This window comes from Candidatus Accumulibacter sp. ACC005 (assembly GCF_907163215.1).
Lineage (GTDB): Bacteria > Pseudomonadota > Gammaproteobacteria > Burkholderiales > Rhodocyclaceae > Accumulibacter > Accumulibacter regalis.
This window is the reverse complement of the sequence record NZ_CAJQUB010000014.1, coordinates 77,469-93,146: the sequence shown is the minus strand read 5'-3', so window position 1 is coordinate 93,146 and position 15,678 is coordinate 77,469. Positions and strand designations below refer to the sequence as shown.

Genomic DNA, 15,678 nt, shown 5'->3' with positions numbered 1-15,678 from the left:
ACGACAATGCGGCGACTTCCCCGGTTCTGTAAATGAAACCGTCCCTCCAGCTCAAGCTTACTCAGCATCTCGCACTGACCCCCCAGCTCCAGCAATCGATTCGGCTGCTGCAACTGTCGACGATCGAGCTCGAACAAGAGCTCGAAAAGTACTTGCTGGAGAACCCGCTGCTTGAGCGCGAAGACGAGTACGCTCGCTCGGACGCGGCAACAAGCGGTGGCGGAAATGAGGAAGAGGCTGCCGACCCGGTAGCGACGGACGAGCGCTCCGAGCACTCCGAACTCTCGGAGCACAGTGAACAGTCGTTTTCCGACGACGAAATCTGGCCCGGTGACGACAACGGGCAGCACGGTGCATCGGCCTCTTTCGACGACGAGGACAGCGACTACCAGGACGTCCAGGCGGCGACCGTCTCCCTCCGCGAACATCTGTTGTGGCAGCTCGGACTGATGACCCTTCCCGACCGTGACCGCGTGTTGGTGCGCTGTTTGATCGATGCGCTCGACGATGACGGCTATCTGACCCAGTCGCTGGTGGAGCTTGCCGAAGCCATGCCGGCGGAGCTGGAGATCGAGCCTGAAGAATTGCAAATCGCGCTCAATCACCTGCAGCATTTCGACCCCACCGGCGTTGGTGCGCGCAGCGCGCAGGAATGCCTCGCGCTGCAGCTCGAAGCCTTGCCCGCTGATCAGACGCGTACGCTGGCGCTCGATATCGTTCGTCACTGTCTGGAGCTGCTGGCCAGCCATGACTTTGTCAAACTCAAGAAGCAGACAGGCTGCGATGACGATGCGCTGCGTGCAGCACACCTGTTGATCTGCAGCCTGAATCCGCGGCCCGGCGCACAGTACGCTTCGGAGGACACACGCTACATCTCGCCCGACGTGGTGGTACGTAAAGTGCGGGGACAGTGGTCGGTAAGCGTCAACGCCGACGCCTTTCCACGTCTGCGGATCAACAGTCTCTACGCCCAGATCCTCTCCCGACAGCGGGGCTCCGGGCTGGCCGGTCAGCTCCAGGAAGCGCGCTGGTTGATCCGCAATGTGCAACAACGGTTTGACACCATCCTGCGTGTGGCGCAGGCTATCGTCGAACGGCAACGCCAGTTTCTTGATCACGGTGAAGTCGCGATGCGGCCGCTGGTCTTGCGCGAAATCGCCGATGTGCTGGGGCTGCACGAGTCGACCATCTCGCGGGTAACCACGCAGAAGTACATGGCAACGCCGCGCGGGATTTTTGAACTGAAGTATTTCTTTGGCAGTCACGTCGGCACGGAGGCTGGCGGGGCGTGCTCAGCAACGGCCATTCGTGCGTTGATCAAGCAGATGATCAGCACCGAAGAACCGAAGAAGCCTCTTTCGGATAGCCAGATATCCGAAGTCCTTGGCCAGCAGGGCATTGTCGTTGCGCGGCGTACGATAGCAAAATACCGCGAGGCGCTCAACATTCCGCCGGTCAACTTACGCAAGTCCATTTAGAAGAAGGAGCCACATCATGAACCTGCAAGTCAGTGGACACCACCTCGAGATCACCCCGGCGCTGCGCGACTACGTCACTGGCAAACTCGAGCGAATCACCCGTCATTTCGATAACGTGATAGACGTGAACGTGATTCTGTCGGTGGAAAAACTGAAGCAGAAAGCAGAAGTGACCGTTCACCTGGCTGGCAAGGACGTCTATGTCGAGACGGTCGACGAGGACCTCTATGCCGCAGTGGATGGCTTGGTCGACAAGCTTGAGCGCCAGGTCCAGAAGTACAAGCAGAAGTTGCAGGATCATCACCGCGGGAGCAAGATCATCGACCACATCGTCGTCGAGTGAAAGATGTATAGTCTGCGCACGGCAGCGTCGGCAGCAACCGCCGGCCAGCCCGTGCGCTTCCACGTTTGAACTAATCCACGTCAGCCTTTTTCGGGTTTTTGTCGCATGAGCCAGATTACCCAGTTACTTCCCCTCGAAAATATCATTCTTGATCTCGACGCCAGCAGCAAGAAACGCGTCTTTGAACACGTGGGGCTTCTTTTTGAAAACTACCTCGGCATCGCGCGCAGCACGGTGTTCGACAGTTTGTTCGCGCGCGAGAAGCTCGGCTCGACTGGGCTTGGGCAGGGTGTGGCCATCCCGCATGGTCGGATTAAAGGTCTGAAGGATGCCACCGGCGCTTTCCTGCGGCTGGCTGCGCCGGTGCCCTTCGATTCTCCGGATGGCAAGCCGGTTTCATTGTTGTTTGTCCTGCTGGTTCCCGAAGTGGCGACCGAGCAGCATTTGCAAATCCTCTCTGAGCTGGCGCAGCACTTCTCCGACCGCGCGTGCCGGGAAGCTCTTTCCAGCGCCATCGACTCGAATACTGTTCGCCAGATCTTTGCCGACGGAACATGAACGCCGTGCGTCAGTTCAGCGTGATCCAGCTCTATGAGGATCACCGGGAGAAACTGAAGCTGTCCTGGGTTGTGGCAGTCGGCGTCGACCGCCAGATCGAGCTCAAAGAGCAGAGTAATTATGGCGCCGATGTCGTTGGTCATCTCAACCTGATTCACCCTGAGCGTTTACAGGTTATCGGCCGGGCTGAGCACGCCTGGGCGCAACGAGTTACCGTTGAACGCCTGCGTCAGCAGGTGCGGGAGTTGATGGCGGCCAAGCCGCCGGCGCTGATCATCGCCGACAATCTTGATATCCTGCCGGCGATTCGTGATGGTTGCGAGTCGACGCAAACACCCCTGTTCGTCAGCTCGAAGCCGTGTTCGGCGGTGATCGACTTGCTGCGCATCTATCTCTCACGCCGCCTGGCAGGTTCGACATCGATGCATGGCGTGCTGATGGACGTTTTCGGGATGGGCGTCCTGATTACCGGAGATTCTGGTGTCGGTAAGAGCGAACTGGCGCTGGAGCTGATTTCGCGCGGCCATGGACTGGTCGCTGACGACGTCGTCGAGCTGGCATGCATCGCCCCAACGACGATCGAAGGTCGCTGCCCCAGTATGTTGCGCGACTATCTGGAAGTGCGCGGCCTTGGCTTGCTTAACATACGTACCATTTTCGGCGAGACGGCGTCGCGCCGGAAAATGAAACTCAAGCTGATCGCCCACCTGCAAAGGCCGCTGAGCGGGACCGACGGTCCGCGCTTGCCGCTCGACGCCCAGGCACAGGATATCCTTGGTTTGCCGATTCGAAAGGTCGTCATCCCGGTTGCTGCCGGCCGGAACATTGCCGTCCTGCTTGAAGCGGCGGTCCGCAACAGCATCCTGCAGCTACGAGGGATCGATAGCATGGGAGACTTCATCGACCGTCAACAGCAGGCCTTGCTTGACGAAGACCTGTAGCAGTGGCCTAATTGCGGGGTTTCCTCAACCAAGGAGAACCCCCGATGAAAGGCTGGATCGCTCTTGTCGCTCTCGTTTTCACTACCGGCGGTGCCTTTGCTGCCGAAGGGAAGAAAGAACCCTCGGAAGCCCAGAAGGCCCAGCAGGAAAAGATGAAGTCCTGCAACGCGGAGGCCAAGGAAAAGGCCTTGGCTGGCGACGGCCGCAAGCAGTTCATGAGCAATTGTCTCAAGAAGGCTCCGGCGGCGGCAACTCCGGCAGCCGCTCCAGCAGCCGCTCCAGCAGCCGCTCCAGCAGCCGCCGGACCGGCGAAGAGTAGTCAGCAGGACAAGATGAAGGCCTGCAACGCCACGGCTGGCAGCAAGGCGCTCAAAGGCGACGAGCGGAAGGCCTTCATGAGCGAGTGCCTCAAGGGCTAGCCGGAATCCTTCAAGCATCGCTCACCGGCGGCGGCTCGCGGGGCGCCGCCGCCGTTTACTTGCGCATTTTCTCCGCGGGCCCGTGTTTGGCAGTGCTGCCTCGCGCTGACGCCGAATCGTCTTCGCCGCCTAGGACAGGATCGGCAAGAAGGTCTTCCGGCACGGGCCTGTGAATTCGCCCCTTCTGGACGCTGACGACGTAGACTTGGCGTTGGCGCCCTTTTCTCAGCTGCCGATCAGCTCCCTGCCACGTAGCATGGAGGCTGCCGAGAAAGGCATTGCACGCCGCCCAACGCCCGGCCTGCGTACGCAACACGACAACCGGGCGGCCGCCGTCAACCACTGCCAGCAGGCAGGTCGACTCGCTGTCGGCCCAGGACGCCGCGACCAGATTCATTGCCTCGGGCCGCGGGACACACGCGGCGACCAGCGCGTCAAGCGGAGAATCATGCTCCGAACGAACAATCGCCGGGAAGTAAAGGTGAGCAGCTTGTTTGGCGAGCGAGTTCATTACTGTCAGCTTCTCACACTCTTGGCCGCACTTGTAAAATCTGGCTCGTTTGACGAGCGCATTTCTTCCGAGCCCCATCTGCATGCAAGCTAGCGAGTTCGACGTTCTTATTGTAGGTGGCGGCCTGGCTGGTCTTTCACTGGCTTGTGCGCTGCGCGACACACGGCTCAGGATCGGCCTTGTCGAGCAGCGCCCGCCGCGGCGGCCGGCAGGCTGGGATGCCCGTGTCTATGCGCTGTCGCCGGCCAACGCCGTCTTCCTGCAAGAGATTGGCGTCTGGAAGCATCTGGCGGCCGAGCGGATTGCTCCCATCCATGTCATGAAGATTTTCGGCGATGATCGTGCCGAGCTCGAGTTTTCAGCGTATGAGACTGGCCTCCCGGAACTGGGCTGGATTCTGGAGTCGTCGCTGATGGCCTGCGAGCTCTGGGAAAACGCGAAGCGGCAGGGCAATCTCAGCCTCTGCTATCCCGCTGTCCCGCAGTCATTGACGATGGGTCCTGCCGCCGCCGCGCTGACCCTTGCCAATGGCGACACGCTTTCGGCAAAACTGCTGGTTGGCGCCGACGGACGCGACTCCTGGATACGTGAAGCGCTTGCCCTGCCGGCGATCAACACCCCTTATGGCGAGATGGGCCTGGTGGCCAATTTCGAATGTGCACGCCCGCACGGCGGCATTGCGCGGCAGTGGTTTCGTGCGGACGGGGTCCTTGCCTGGTTGCCGCTGGCGGGGGATCGCATCTCAATCGTCTGGTCGACGCCCGATGAGCATGCGAAAACGCTGCTCGCCATGCCTGCAGAGGCTTTGGCAGCCCGCGTCGCCGCTGCCGGTCACCACCAGTTGGGCGCCTTGCGGTTGCTCACCCCACCGGCGGCGTTCCCACTTCGCCTGATGCAGGTGCCGCGAATCGTCGCCCCCAGGCTGGCGCTGATTGGCGATGCAGCGCATGGCATCCATCCGCTTTCCGGCCACGGCATCAACCTCGGCTACCAGGATGCCAAGGTGCTCGCCGCCCTGCTCGCCAGCACGCCCGACTGGCAGGACATTGGCAACGAGCGCCTGCTGCTTCGCTATCAACGCGAACGGCGCGAGGAAACCCTGCTCATGCAGACCACGACCCACGCCTTGCACAAGCTTTTCCGTGACGACTTGCCGGCTCTGAAGCCCTTGCGCAACCTGGGAATGAACCTGACGAATGCTTTGCCAGTCCTAAAGAACGCTCTTGTGCGCTACGCAATCGGCGCCCTCTGAAACGCCCGTATCCCAACCCCGGAGAAACCAGATGTCTATGAAACTCGTGTCATTTGCCGTCGCTGCCGCACTCAGCCTGCCCACCCTGGCAGACGAGGCAAGCGTCAAGAAGGCGCTCGAAGGCAAGCTTGGCGCGCCGGTGACCAGCGTCACCAAGACCCCCTATCTCGGGCTCTATGAAGTCTACGCGGACGGCCAGATTGTCTACACCGACGAGAAGGTTTCGGCCTTGCTTGTCGGCTCTTTGATCGACGGCAAGACGATGAAGAATGTGACGACCGAGCGGATGCAGAAACTCACCGCGATCAAGTTCTCGGATCTACCCCTGTCTCTGGCGATCAAGCAGGTGCGCGGTGACGGAAAACGTGTCTTCGCGACCTTTGAGGATCCCAACTGTGGCTACTGCAAGAAATTGGCAAGAGAAATCACCAAGCTGGAAAACGTGACCATCTACACCTTCCTCTACCCGATCCTTTCGCCGGATTCGCTGGAAAAATCCAATCAGATCTGGTGCTCTGCTGACAAGGCTAAGGCCTGGAACGACTGGATGATCGATGGCAAGGCACCGGGCGGAAAGGGCGATTGCGATACCACGGCGGTGAAGAAAAGCGTAGAAACGGGCCGTAAGCTAGCCATCAATGGCACACCGACAGTCTTCTTTGCCGATGGCGAGCGTATCCCCGGCGCGATCCCGCTGGCCAGAATCGAGCAGAAGCTTGCCGAGGTCGCCAGCTCCGCAAGGTAGCCAGCCGGCGCGACCGCCATGGCCGGTGTGTCGGCGAGGTGTGGAGGCGGGTGGTGCTAGCATTGGCGAAACCCGCACTCAGCGTTCGGTCAAGGTCAGCAGGATGTCGGCGTACCAGGCGCAGTTGAGCCCAAGCGCCTCGTCCTGGTACGGGTCGCGTAAGCCGACGTCTAGGCGCGCGGAGTGGACGCCGAGCAGCATCCACGGCAGCTCGCCAGATACGAACTCGCGTGCTGCGACGCGCATGACCACCGGTGCGCCACTGGTCCCGCGGTGCGTGCGTGCGTCGGTGAGGAAGTACCCTTCCCCCTGAAAACGCAGCCCGAAGGAAGAAGCGACGATCGCCTGGCGGACCACCGGCATGTGATGCAGACTGTCCTGGAAACCCAGCGGGAAGCCTACGACCAGCAATGAGCTGCCTACTTCGACCTGATCGAAGCGCCCCGGCAGGTGCTGCGGCGTGAAGGCACGGTATAGCAGTTTTTCCGGCAGCGCACGGCGCTCGATTTCGACAACAGCGACGTCGATCTCTCCCGCTGTATCCTGTCCCTGTCGCCAGACTCGCTCGCCGTACGCGTACAGGGGGATCGAGAATGCGGTAGCGGCGGCGATATTCTCCGGGTTGGTATGCAGGTCGATCTCGATGCGATCCGGGAAGTGCTGGCTTGGTTCATCGAACAGCACATGCCGACTGGTGACCAGGAACAGCCGCTCCTCACGCATGAAGAAGAAACCGCTGGCGTTGGTCAGCGGCTGCTGCTGATGGAAGGTGGCGATTCGCGTGGCGGTAAGGAGGATGGATTCGATCATCGGCGAGTTGCCGGCTGGGCTCGCGAACCGGACGCCATCGGTACGCGTGACAAGGCTCTATTGACGACCACGCTGGCCATCGTCGCGACGCCGCTCGTGGCCGTGATCAACGCGATAGCTTTCGCGGTCGGCCTTCCGCTGGCCGTCATAGCGAGGGTAATGCTCGATCCGCTGCACGTGCTGCGGCAGGTAATCGCGCTGGTACCAGTCATTTTGCACTAAGTAGACCTGCTCTCCGCAGGCGTTGTAGCTGCGACAGTGCTTGTGCCATTGCCTGGCGTGGTGCGCGGGCACGTGTAGATAGAGCGGCTGGCCGGCAAAGCGACGCCGCTCGACGATGATCGGTTGCCGATAGACGACTTGCGGTTGCGGGAAGGCGCCGACATCGACGCGGCCGTAGAAGCCTGGCTGGCCGATGCTTACCGACACCCCAAGGTTGGAAGAGAAAGCAGGGGCAGCGGTGGCCGCGAGAAGTGCTGCGCAAGCGAAGCGTGTCAATTTCATTCGAGACCTTTGATTATCGTTACCCCCGTTGGCCACTTCGAAATCCCCCACTTATGGTCACCCAAACTCCCCCAGGCAGGACCGTAGAAATTGTAAATGCAGTCGGTTACGGCGGGTCGGTTTTTTGACCCGCCGTTGGTGATCGATTGGCAGCCTGTTACTGCGTAACGGAAGCGCCACTGAAGTACTGGTCCCACTCGGGCAAATCCAGATCGAGGGTGGCGATGAGGCGATCTTCTTCGGCGGTGACCAAGCGCTCGACGATCTCGCGTTTCGTTACGCAGTAACGGCGAGCCAATCGCTCGATGGCCAAAGCGGTGTGGGTACTGATCCACAGATTGAGGCGGCGTTCGCCGTTGCCGTCCTCGCCGGCATGAGGACGGCGGGTGCGGTAAGCGGCTTGTCTTTGAGCGGCTGTCGTGGCCATTTTTGGCTCCAGGGAGTGCGTTACGCAGTAACGGCTTTGTGCGTCGTTACTGCGTAACGCTGGGGTGAGTTCAAGGGGGACGGGTTCGCATTGACGGCGTTGATCCTGGCCGAAGGGAGCGCAGCGCTGTCCAGCGGACCGTGGAATAAATGGGCGGCGTGCCGCCCGTTTATGCCGCGAAAGCCGCTTGACAGCGTGTAGCGAGCCAACGCTCCTGGCGGTTGCCGGGGATGGTTTGATCATCCCCGGCGGCTGCCACGTGGCGAACGCGGGGTTTGGGGCAGCGCCCCAAGGAGTGGCGGATGCGCGCAAGCGGCCGCCAAGCCAAGCACTGACCGTGGGTTCGGGGCGGCGCATCAGCTGTCTGCGGGCTGTTGTGCGAAGCGCGTCGCGGCCTCCTTGAGACGATAGCTACGGCCCTCGAACTCAAGCAGATGCGAGCGATGCATCAGCCGGTCGAGAATCGTGCTGGCCATCGTTTGATCACCCAGGTATTTGCCCCAGTCCTGAACCACCCGGTTGGAGGTCACCACCAGGCTGCGGCGGGCCTTGTAGCGCTGATGGACCAGCGTCTGCAGCAACTCGCCCGCACTGTCGCTGATGCGCCGGGCCAGGAAGAGATCGTCCAGAACCAGCAGGTCGGCGTCGAGCCAGGGACGTAGCTGCCGCTGCTGATCGGCGCCGCTCCACAGCGCGTAATTGGCAAAGACACTGTCGGCCTCGAGTACCCGCACATCCAGGCCTTGCAGCGTCGCCTGGTAGGCCACCGCCTTGGCGATCCGACTCTTGCCGGTGCCCGGTTTGCCGATGATCAGCGCGTTCTGGCCTTCAGCGACGAATTTCAGCGTATGCAGCTCGAAACACGCCTGCCGCGGCAGCTTCGGATTGAAGCGCCAGTCAAAGTCGGTCAAGGTCGCGCGCTCGTCCAGACCAGACTGCTGGTAACGACGATCCAGCAAGCGCGAACGGCGGCGGTCCAGTTCGTCCTGCAGAATCATCGCGAAGGTCTCCAGGAAAGGCGTTTGGCTCGCCTGCGCTTGCAGCACGCGGGTCTCCAGGGTGGCGCGAATGCCGGACAGGCGCAGGTCGCGCAGCGCGCGGTCGATCTCGTTCAAGGTCATGCTCATTTCGAATCCTCCAGGGAAAGTGACAAAGCCGCGCTGTTGCGAGCGCCCAGAGAGAACAGGTCCGCGTAGTCCTCGGCGGCGCGAATCAGTCGGTCGTCTTGGGTCAGTACCAACTCGCCCTGAACCGGGGTATCGCTATCGGCCAGGGCCTCGTTGAGCAGGCGCTCGGTGAGCGTCTTGATCTGCCGGTAGCTGCGCACGCCCTCGTGCAGGGCCATCGCACAGGCACGCTCGACCAGCGTGCGGGGGTAACGCTTGACCAGACTGACGATGCCCCACAGGCGGCGCTGACCGACGCGCCCGTCTTGATCGAACAGGCTCTGGCACAACTGCTCGGTGGCCGGGCCGATGGCCTTGGCCTGAGTCAGGATTCGACGCGTTTCCCGCGACGGATTGAAGGGGCGCTCGTCGTCGGGCAAGATCACGCTGCCCGGCTGTGCCGCCCGGGAATGGGTGCGCAGCAAGGCCTGCGAATGGAAATCGCGGATCTCGAGGTGCTGCTCGAACAGGCGGACCAGCACACGGCTGCCGATACGCGCTGGACGGGCGGCATAGCTGCTGTGGTCGACGCGTATGCAGCTGTCGTCGCAGACCGTGCGTAGCGACTCGGTGAAATACGCGAACCCCTGCAAGGGCAAGGGCTTGAGCAGCGGGCGTTCTTCCTGGAACATCGCCTCGACCTGGCGTTTGGCGCTACCGTGAATGCGTTGCGCCGCCCAGCGGGTCTCCCACTGTTCGAGGAACGCGTTCTGCTCCTCGATCGATGCGAAGCGTCGGCCTTTGAGCGCCGTGTTCTGGGTATGCTGAATGGCATTCTCGACGCTGCCTTTGCGATTCGGATCGCGGACCCGGGCGGGATCGGCGACGACGCCGTAATGCGCGAGCACGGCCGCGTAGACCGGATTGAGTTGTGGCTCGTACAGGTCGGGCTTGATGACCCCTTCCTTCAGGTTGTCGAGCACCACGTACTGGCTGCTGCCGCCGAAATAGCGCCAGGCCTGCTCGTGCAGCCTGGCCCAGGCTTCCTGGCTGGACTTCCAGACCACCCGCCGAAAGCTGCGCCGGGAATAGCGCAAAGTCATGACGAACAAACGCGGCCGACGATAGCGCTCGGTGCCGGGGGAAAGCGTCATCGCCCCCTCGCCATAGTCGACCTGCGCCTCTTCGCCGGCGGCGAATTCCAGTCGGTCAAACTGGGCCGGCTCGTGTTCGATCAGCGTCCCGGCAAAGCGTTTGACGCTGTTATAGCTGGCGGTAAAACCGAACTGATCGACCAGATCCTGGTAGATCGCCGTGAAGTTGCGGCGAAGCTGTAACTGCGCCTCGATGAAGGCGCGATGCGGCTCGCAGGCGGAAGTCGATTGCCGGCTCGGAGCCGGTGGCCGGGGTGGGGGAATTTGACCGGGAGGGCCGGTGGCCACCCCGGGGGAATTTGCCTCTTCGCTCGCAAAATGCCGCGCCAGACTGCGGATCGTCTTGCGATCGATTTCGGTGATGCGCGCAATTTCGCGCTGGCTCTTTCCCGCCGCCAGCAGCGTGAAGACGGTGGTTTGCAGATGTGGCTTCAAGACGTTCACTCCAGACTCCCCTCAGAAAACGAAGGGGGAAGATAACGTCCTGCCCGGGGTGCTCCGAAAGCGACAAAAACGGCGCTCTATTGCTCCGTCACGCGACCTTCAGGGTGGGGGATTTTGAAGTGACCAAAGGTGGGGGAATTTGACCGGCCAACGGGGCGTTACCCGCAACTAACGCACGGGGGCCTCGAAGCGCTGACCGTCGCCGGCGGTTTACGGCAAGAAGGCCCTCCTCGTCGGGGGACGGGCAGGCCGCAAACGCACGAAGGGGGCCGAAGCCCCCTTCATCGCTCGCGCCGAAGTGTCCTAGCTGTTGCCGTTGTCGAGGAAACTGCGCAACTTGTCGGAACGCGACGGGTGGCGGAGTTTGCGCAGTGCCTTGGCTTCGATCTGACGAATCCTCTCGCGGGTGACGTCGAACTGCTTGCCGACTTCTTCCAGGGTGTGGTCGGTATTCATTTCGATACCGAAGCGCATACGCAGCACCTTCGCTTCACGGGGTGTCAGCGTGTCCAGCACATCCTTCGTGATGAAGCGCAGGCTTGAGTAGAGGGCTGCCTCGGTCGGTGCGAGCGTTGCCTGATCCTCGATGAAATCGCCCAGATGCGAGTCGTCGTCGTCGCCGATCGGCGTTTCCATCGAGATCGGTTCCTTGCTGATCTTGAGGATCTTGCGAATTTTCTCTTCCGGCATCTCCATTTTCTTGGCCAGCGTCGCCGGATCGGCTTCAAGGCCGGTCTCCTGGAGAATCTGCCGGGAGATGCGGTTCATCTTGTTGATCGTCTCGATCATGTGCACCGGGATACGGATGGTTCGTGCCTGATCAGCGATCGAGCGGGTGATTGCCTGGCGAATCCACCAGGTGGCGTAGGTCGAAAACTTGTAGCCGCGACGGTATTCGAACTTGTCAACCGCCTTCATCAGGCCGATGTTGCCCTCCTGGATCAGGTCGAGGAACTGCAGGCCGCGGTTAGTGTATTTCTTGGCGATCGAGATCACGAGGCGGAGATTGGCTTCAGTCATCTCGCGCTTGGCGCGACGAGCCTTCGCTTCTCCAGTCGACATCTGCTTGTTGATGTCTTTGAGCTCTTTCAGCGGGATGCCGATGCGGTCCTGCAGCGCGAGCAGTTTGCGCTGTTCTTCGGTGATGTTCGGGGCATTGCGGGTGAGGATCGCGGCGTAGGTCTTTCCCGCTGCCGCGATTTCGACGTCCACCCAGTCGAGGTTGAGCTCATTGCCCGGGAAGACCTTGATGAAATGCGGGCGTGGCATGCGGACGGTATCCACGCAGATTCTCTGGATCTTCCGTTCACAGGTTCGCGCTTCCTCAACCATCGCGCGCACCGTGTCGCAGAGGCGCTCGATGGTTTTCGACGTGAAGCGAATGCCCATCATTTCGTCAGAGATCTGTTCCTGGAGCTTCAGATAGGCCTTGTCCTGCGAGCCCTTCCTGGCCAGCAGTGCCTGCGCCTTGCTGTCGTGCTCGCGAATAAGCTCGAGGCGCGCCAGTCCTTCCGTTCTGAGCTTGAGCAACGAGGCCGCGGCCGCCGCACCCTCGGCCGCTTCGCTGTTGTCGTCCTCATCGTCGTCTTCGTCGTCGTCTCCGCTGTCGTCGTCGTCGCCATCGTCGTCATCGTCGGCGGGACCGTCCGGAGCGCTTTCGCCCTCGGGGTAGATCAGCCCGTCGATCAACTCCTCGATGCGCATTTCCTCACGCGCGATCCGGTCTGCGCAAGAGAGGATTTCGGCGATCGTTGTCGGGCAGGCCGAGATCGCCTGGACCATGTGTTTGAGGCCGTCTTCGATGCGCTTGGCGATCTCGATCTCGCCTTCGCGGGTGAGCAGTTCGACTGAACCCATCTCGCGCATGTACATGCGCACCGGGTCGGTCGTCCTGCCGAACTCGGAGTCGACGGTCGACAGCGCCTGTTCCGCCTGTTCTTCGACGTCAGCGTCGTCCGCGCCGGCCGCCGGCGCAGAGTCCGACATCAGCAGCGTTTCAGCGTCGGGGGCCTCGTCGTAGACCTGGATTCCCATGTCGTTGAAGGTGCTGATGATGCTTTCAATCTGCTCAGCATCGACGACATCATCGGGCAGATGGTCGTTGATTTCGGCGTAGGTCAGAAAACCCCTCTCCTTGCCGAGTTTGATCAGCGTCTTCAACCGCGTCTTGCGCGTTTCGTCGTCTATCGGAGCCGGTTGGTTGCCAACCTGTGCCAATAGATCCGCCGCTGCCTTCGCTTTTGCCGCCTTCGTAGTTGCCGCCTTTTCCCTTGCCATGACCAATTCCCGGATAGCGTTATACTGGAAAAACTCTAAATTCTATCATATCTTAGACAGCCTGGCTGCCTCTGCTGCGCGCGCTGAGCGCTTGCAGGTACTGCTGCTTTTCCTCGTTCGACAGCCCAGCGACGCCAAGCTTCTGGATCTTGTCCTGCAGTCGCGCGAAGGCCCGTTTGTGCTCACCTTCCAGCAGCTGGGCGAGCGCACCGTCGAATTCGCTGTCGATCTCGTCTTCGGCAAAAGGCTCCCGCATTAGTTCAGCCGCCGCTTCGTGCAGCAGCGTTTCGTCCTCGCTGCCGCGCAGCTTTTCGAGCAGGGCCGGATAGGCGAGTGGCTGCGTGCCGACGGCGGTAATCGTCGCGCAGAGCAGGCGAATGGCGTGCGCTTCAGGCGAGCGCTCGGGGAGCAGTTCGAGGGGCAAGCGCGCGGCCAGAGCAGGCTTCTGGAGCAGGAGGCGCAGCAAGGGTCGCAACAGTGAGGGCGCCTGGCGTGACGCGCGGGCCGGTGCTGGCCTGGCGAGTGCTCGCAGGGAACACAGACGTTCTATCTCGGCTTGCGAGAAGCCGCTGATCTGCGCGAGGCGTTTGACGAGTTGCAGCCTCAATAGGGGTGACAACATCCGGCCAAGCAGGGGCTTGGCGTCGGCGACCAGTCGGGCTCGCCCTTCCGCGCTGCCCAGGTCGCAGTGTCTGCTCAGCTCGCGCAAAAGGAAGTCGGAAAGCGGCGTGGCCTCGACGATCATTCGCTGAAACGCTTGCTCACCGCGCTTGCGTACCAGGCTGTCGGGATCGTCTCCTTCCGGCAGAAGGACGAAGCCGATACTTTTTTGCTCGCTGAGCACTTCCAGGCTGTTCTCCAGCGCGCGCCACGCCGCTTTGCGGCCGGCCGCATCGCCGTCAAAGCAAAACACCACGCGGTCAGCCTGGCGCAGCAGCTTCTGCACGTGGATGACCGTAGTCGCAGTGCCCAGCGTGGCGACGGCATTGCCAATTCCGTGCTCGGCGAGGGCAATGACATCCATGTAGCCTTCGACGACAATCACCGTGTCGGTCGCGCGTATGGCCGTGCGTGCCTGCGGCAGGCCGAACAGCTCACGGCCTTTCTCGAACAGCGGAGTCTCGGGAGAGTTCAGGTATTTTGGTTCGCCGGCGCCAAGAACCCGACCGCCAAAGGCGATCACCTCGCCCTTCTGGTTGGCAATCGGAAACATGATCCGGTCCCGAAAACGGTCGTAGAGGCGGCCCTCGTCGTTCTTTATGACCAGCCCCGCGAGTTGCAACTCGGCGCTGTCGTAATCATCGAAGGCGGTGGCCAGGCTCTTCCCTCCCGCGGGCGCATAGCCAATGCCGAAGCGGCGGGCCAGTTCGCCGCTGACGCCGCGTTCCTTGAGGTAACGGACTGCGTTCTCGGAGCGCTTGAGCTGCCCGTAATAAAACTTTGCCGCTTGCGCCATGCGCTCGGCGAGCGCCTGCGGGCGTGGACCACCGCTATGCCCGGCGTGTCCCTTTTCGTCGGGAAGTTGCAATCCACAGCTGCTGGCGAGTTCCTTGATCGTTTCGACGAAGCCGGCGCCGGTGTAGGCCATGAGAAATCCGATGGCATTGCCATGTGCGCCACAGCCGAAACAATGGTAGAACTGCTTGCTCGGGCTGACCGTGAACGATGGGGATTTCTCGCCGTGGAACGGGCAGCATGCCGCGAAGTTGGCGCCTGTCTTCTTTAGCGGCACGTAGTTGTCGATCAGGTCGACGAGGTCGACACGGTGCAGCAGATCCTGAATGAACGAGTCCGGGATCATCCGGGATTCACCGCGGGCGGCCGTTGGCAGTCGTGGCGCAGGAACTCAGGTGCCAGCCAGGCGCGCTTTCACGAGCCGCGAAACCTCGCCCATGTCGGCGCGCCCGTTCAGCCTGGGCCGCAGCTCGGCCATCACCTTGCCCATGTCGGCAGGGCTGCCGGCGCCGGTGCTTGCAATGGCCTCGCAAATGGCGGCGACAAGCGCCTCCGTCGGCAAAGCTGCGGGGAGGTAGGCGCTGAGGAGTTCGGACTCGAATTGCTCGGCGTCGGCGAGGTCGTTTCGGCCGGCCGCGGCATACTGGGAAATCGAATCCCGGCGTTGCTTGAGCATCTTGCCGATGACCGCGACGACCGCTGCATCGTCAAGCACTACGCGCTCGTCGACCTCCCTCTGCTTGATTGCTGCCAGCAGCAGACGCAAGGTGCCGAGTGTCTTCGCGTTGCGGGCACGCATGGCTGCCTTGACGTCTTCATTGATGCGCGCTTTGAGCGTCATCGCCGGGAACCTCCGGGTTTACGTTCTTGGTGCATGACGGCAGTTTCTCAGCCAGCGGATACTGGCGTTTCGGAAACGCCAAAAGCCGCCCATCTATGGACGGGCGGCCGTGCCGGCAACGCTTACGATCTCTAGAACAGCTTGGGAGGCAGGGTCTGGCTGCGCATGCGCTTGTGATGGCGCTTGACCGCGGCGGCCAGCTTGCGCTTGCGCTCGGCGGTGGGCTTCTCGTAGAACTCGCGAGCCCTGAGTTCGGTCAACAGGCCGGTTTTTTCTACGGTGCGCTTGAAGCGCCGGATGGCAACTTCAAACGGTTCATTTTCTTTTACACGAATGGCAGGCATAGACTCATCCAAGGTTCAGGTGGGCATGGTACAGCTTAGCCGCGCATTATAAACACGGTTGCCATGCGC

Annotated in this window: 17 protein-coding genes; 7 read left to right on the top strand and 10 right to left on the bottom strand. The window is 61.6% G+C overall.

Annotation, left to right across the window (positions count from 1 at the left end):
• Positions 1 to 32: 32 nt before the first annotated feature.
• The 5 genes from QZ613_RS17015 to QZ613_RS16995 all read left to right on the top strand — a co-directional run bounded on the left by QZ613_RS17015 (position 33) and on the right by QZ613_RS16995 (position 3,739).
• Positions 33 to 1,478 (top strand): RNA polymerase factor sigma-54, encoded by a 1,446-nt coding sequence (locus tag QZ613_RS17015; RefSeq protein WP_043569837.1) that lies wholly within the window; start codon positions 33 to 35, stop codon positions 1,476 to 1,478.
• A 16-nt stretch (positions 1,479 to 1,494) separates the two neighbouring features.
• A complete protein-coding gene (raiA, locus tag QZ613_RS17010) occupies positions 1,495 to 1,821 on the top strand; it encodes a ribosome-associated translation inhibitor RaiA (protein WP_043569840.1) in 327 nt (108 codons plus the stop codon).
• Between the two features lie 105 nt (positions 1,822 to 1,926).
• On the top strand, positions 1,927 to 2,379 hold the full coding sequence (gene ptsN, locus QZ613_RS17005; protein WP_043569842.1) for a PTS IIA-like nitrogen regulatory protein PtsN: 453 nt from the start codon (positions 1,927 to 1,929) through the stop codon (positions 2,377 to 2,379).
• Positions 2,380 to 2,384: 5 nt separating this feature from the next.
• Positions 2,385 to 3,320 carry an HPr(Ser) kinase/phosphatase gene (gene hprK / locus QZ613_RS17000; protein ID WP_043569857.1) on the top strand — a complete coding sequence of 312 codons (936 nt, stop codon included), beginning with the start codon at positions 2,385 to 2,387 and terminating at the stop codon, positions 3,318 to 3,320.
• Between the two features lie 44 nt (positions 3,321 to 3,364).
• A complete protein-coding gene (locus QZ613_RS16995; protein WP_043569845.1) occupies positions 3,365 to 3,739 on the top strand; it encodes a PsiF family protein in 375 nt (124 codons plus the stop codon).
• A 55-nt stretch (positions 3,740 to 3,794) separates the two neighbouring features.
• On the opposite strand, the gene QZ613_RS16990 is transcribed toward QZ613_RS16995, so the two are convergent.
• Positions 3,795 to 4,250 (bottom strand): hypothetical protein, encoded by a 456-nt coding sequence (locus tag QZ613_RS16990; protein WP_291901996.1) that lies wholly within the window; start codon positions 4,248 to 4,250, stop codon positions 3,795 to 3,797.
• 82 nt (positions 4,251 to 4,332) lie between these two features.
• Between QZ613_RS16990 and QZ613_RS16985 the strand changes: the two genes are divergently transcribed.
• Both QZ613_RS16985 and QZ613_RS16980 read left to right on the top strand, forming a co-directional pair.
• Entirely contained in the window at positions 4,333 to 5,502 is a 1,170-nt protein-coding gene (locus QZ613_RS16985; protein WP_043569847.1) for a UbiH/UbiF family hydroxylase, read from the top strand.
• A gap of 31 nt (positions 5,503 to 5,533) precedes the next feature.
• Positions 5,534 to 6,247 carry a DsbC family protein gene (locus tag QZ613_RS16980; RefSeq protein ID WP_043569849.1) on the top strand — a complete coding sequence of 238 codons (714 nt, stop codon included), beginning with the start codon at positions 5,534 to 5,536 and terminating at the stop codon, positions 6,245 to 6,247.
• 78 nt (positions 6,248 to 6,325) lie between these two features.
• Here QZ613_RS16980 and QZ613_RS16975 read toward each other — a convergent pair whose 3' ends face one another.
• The 9 genes from QZ613_RS16975 to rpsU all read right to left on the bottom strand — a co-directional run bounded on the left by QZ613_RS16975 (position 6,326) and on the right by rpsU (position 15,609).
• A complete protein-coding gene (locus tag QZ613_RS16975; protein WP_043569851.1) occupies positions 6,326 to 7,057 on the bottom strand; it encodes a serine protease in 732 nt (243 codons plus the stop codon).
• Between the two features lie 57 nt (positions 7,058 to 7,114).
• Positions 7,115 to 7,561, bottom strand: a complete 447-nt coding sequence (locus QZ613_RS16970) for a hypothetical protein (protein ID WP_043569853.1) — start codon at positions 7,559 to 7,561, stop codon at positions 7,115 to 7,117.
• A 157-nt stretch (positions 7,562 to 7,718) separates the two neighbouring features.
• Positions 7,719 to 7,988, bottom strand: coding sequence for a hypothetical protein (locus QZ613_RS16965; RefSeq protein ID WP_291923458.1), 270 nt, complete (start codon positions 7,986 to 7,988; stop codon positions 7,719 to 7,721).
• A gap of 356 nt (positions 7,989 to 8,344) precedes the next feature.
• On the bottom strand, positions 8,345 to 9,115 hold the full coding sequence (istB, locus tag QZ613_RS16960) for an IS21-like element helper ATPase IstB (protein ID WP_291923459.1): 771 nt from the start codon (positions 9,113 to 9,115) through the stop codon (positions 8,345 to 8,347).
• A complete protein-coding gene (gene istA / locus QZ613_RS16955) occupies positions 9,112 to 10,692 on the bottom strand; it encodes an IS21 family transposase (protein WP_291923460.1) in 1,581 nt (526 codons plus the stop codon). The genes istB and istA overlap by 4 nt, the downstream gene beginning before the upstream one ends.
• A 303-nt stretch (positions 10,693 to 10,995) precedes the next feature.
• Positions 10,996 to 12,969, bottom strand: coding sequence for an RNA polymerase sigma factor RpoD (gene rpoD, locus QZ613_RS16950; protein ID WP_043569759.1), 1,974 nt, complete (start codon positions 12,967 to 12,969; stop codon positions 10,996 to 10,998).
• Between the two features lie 52 nt (positions 12,970 to 13,021).
• Positions 13,022 to 14,770, bottom strand: a complete 1,749-nt coding sequence (dnaG, locus tag QZ613_RS16945; protein ID WP_043569757.1) for a DNA primase — start codon at positions 14,768 to 14,770, stop codon at positions 13,022 to 13,024.
• 45 nt (positions 14,771 to 14,815) lie between these two features.
• Positions 14,816 to 15,265 (bottom strand): GatB/YqeY domain-containing protein, encoded by a 450-nt coding sequence (locus QZ613_RS16940; RefSeq protein WP_043569754.1) that lies wholly within the window; start codon positions 15,263 to 15,265, stop codon positions 14,816 to 14,818.
• Between the two features lie 131 nt (positions 15,266 to 15,396).
• Positions 15,397 to 15,609, bottom strand: coding sequence for a 30S ribosomal protein S21 (rpsU, locus tag QZ613_RS16935; RefSeq protein ID WP_042334924.1), 213 nt, complete (start codon positions 15,607 to 15,609; stop codon positions 15,397 to 15,399).
• Between the last annotated feature and the right edge of the window lie 69 nt (positions 15,610 to 15,678).

Excerpts from the sequence above, each read along its gene's own strand:
- QZ613_RS17015 (WP_043569837.1), top strand. The coding sequence starts at position 33 with ATGAAACCGTCCCTCCAGCTCAAGCTTACTCAGCATCTCGCACTGACC.
- raiA (WP_043569840.1), top strand. The coding sequence starts at position 1,495 with ATGAACCTGCAAGTCAGTGGACACCACCTCGAGATCACCCCGGCGCTG.
- ptsN (WP_043569842.1), top strand. The coding sequence starts at position 1,927 with ATGAGCCAGATTACCCAGTTACTTCCCCTCGAAAATATCATTCTTGAT.
- QZ613_RS16995 (WP_043569845.1), top strand. The coding sequence starts at position 3,365 with ATGAAAGGCTGGATCGCTCTTGTCGCTCTCGTTTTCACTACCGGCGGT.
- QZ613_RS16990 (WP_291901996.1), bottom strand. The coding sequence starts at position 4,250 with ATGAACTCGCTCGCCAAACAAGCTGCTCACCTTTACTTCCCGGCGATT.
- QZ613_RS16985 (WP_043569847.1), top strand. The coding sequence starts at position 4,333 with ATGCAAGCTAGCGAGTTCGACGTTCTTATTGTAGGTGGCGGCCTGGCT.
- QZ613_RS16980 (WP_043569849.1), top strand. The coding sequence starts at position 5,534 with ATGTCTATGAAACTCGTGTCATTTGCCGTCGCTGCCGCACTCAGCCTG.
- QZ613_RS16975 (WP_043569851.1), bottom strand. The coding sequence starts at position 7,057 with ATGATCGAATCCATCCTCCTTACCGCCACGCGAATCGCCACCTTCCAT.
- QZ613_RS16970 (WP_043569853.1), bottom strand. The coding sequence starts at position 7,561 with ATGAAATTGACACGCTTCGCTTGCGCAGCACTTCTCGCGGCCACCGCT.
- QZ613_RS16965 (WP_291923458.1), bottom strand. The coding sequence starts at position 7,988 with ATGGCCACGACAGCCGCTCAAAGACAAGCCGCTTACCGCACCCGCCGT.
- istB (WP_291923459.1), bottom strand. The coding sequence starts at position 9,115 with ATGAGCATGACCTTGAACGAGATCGACCGCGCGCTGCGCGACCTGCGC.
- rpoD (WP_043569759.1), bottom strand. The coding sequence starts at position 12,969 with ATGGCAAGGGAAAAGGCGGCAACTACGAAGGCGGCAAAAGCGAAGGCA.
- dnaG (WP_043569757.1), bottom strand. The coding sequence starts at position 14,770 with ATGATCCCGGACTCGTTCATTCAGGATCTGCTGCACCGTGTCGACCTC.
- QZ613_RS16940 (WP_043569754.1), bottom strand. The coding sequence starts at position 15,265 with ATGACGCTCAAAGCGCGCATCAATGAAGACGTCAAGGCAGCCATGCGT.
- rpsU (WP_042334924.1), bottom strand. The coding sequence starts at position 15,609 with ATGCCTGCCATTCGTGTAAAAGAAAATGAACCGTTTGAAGTTGCCATC.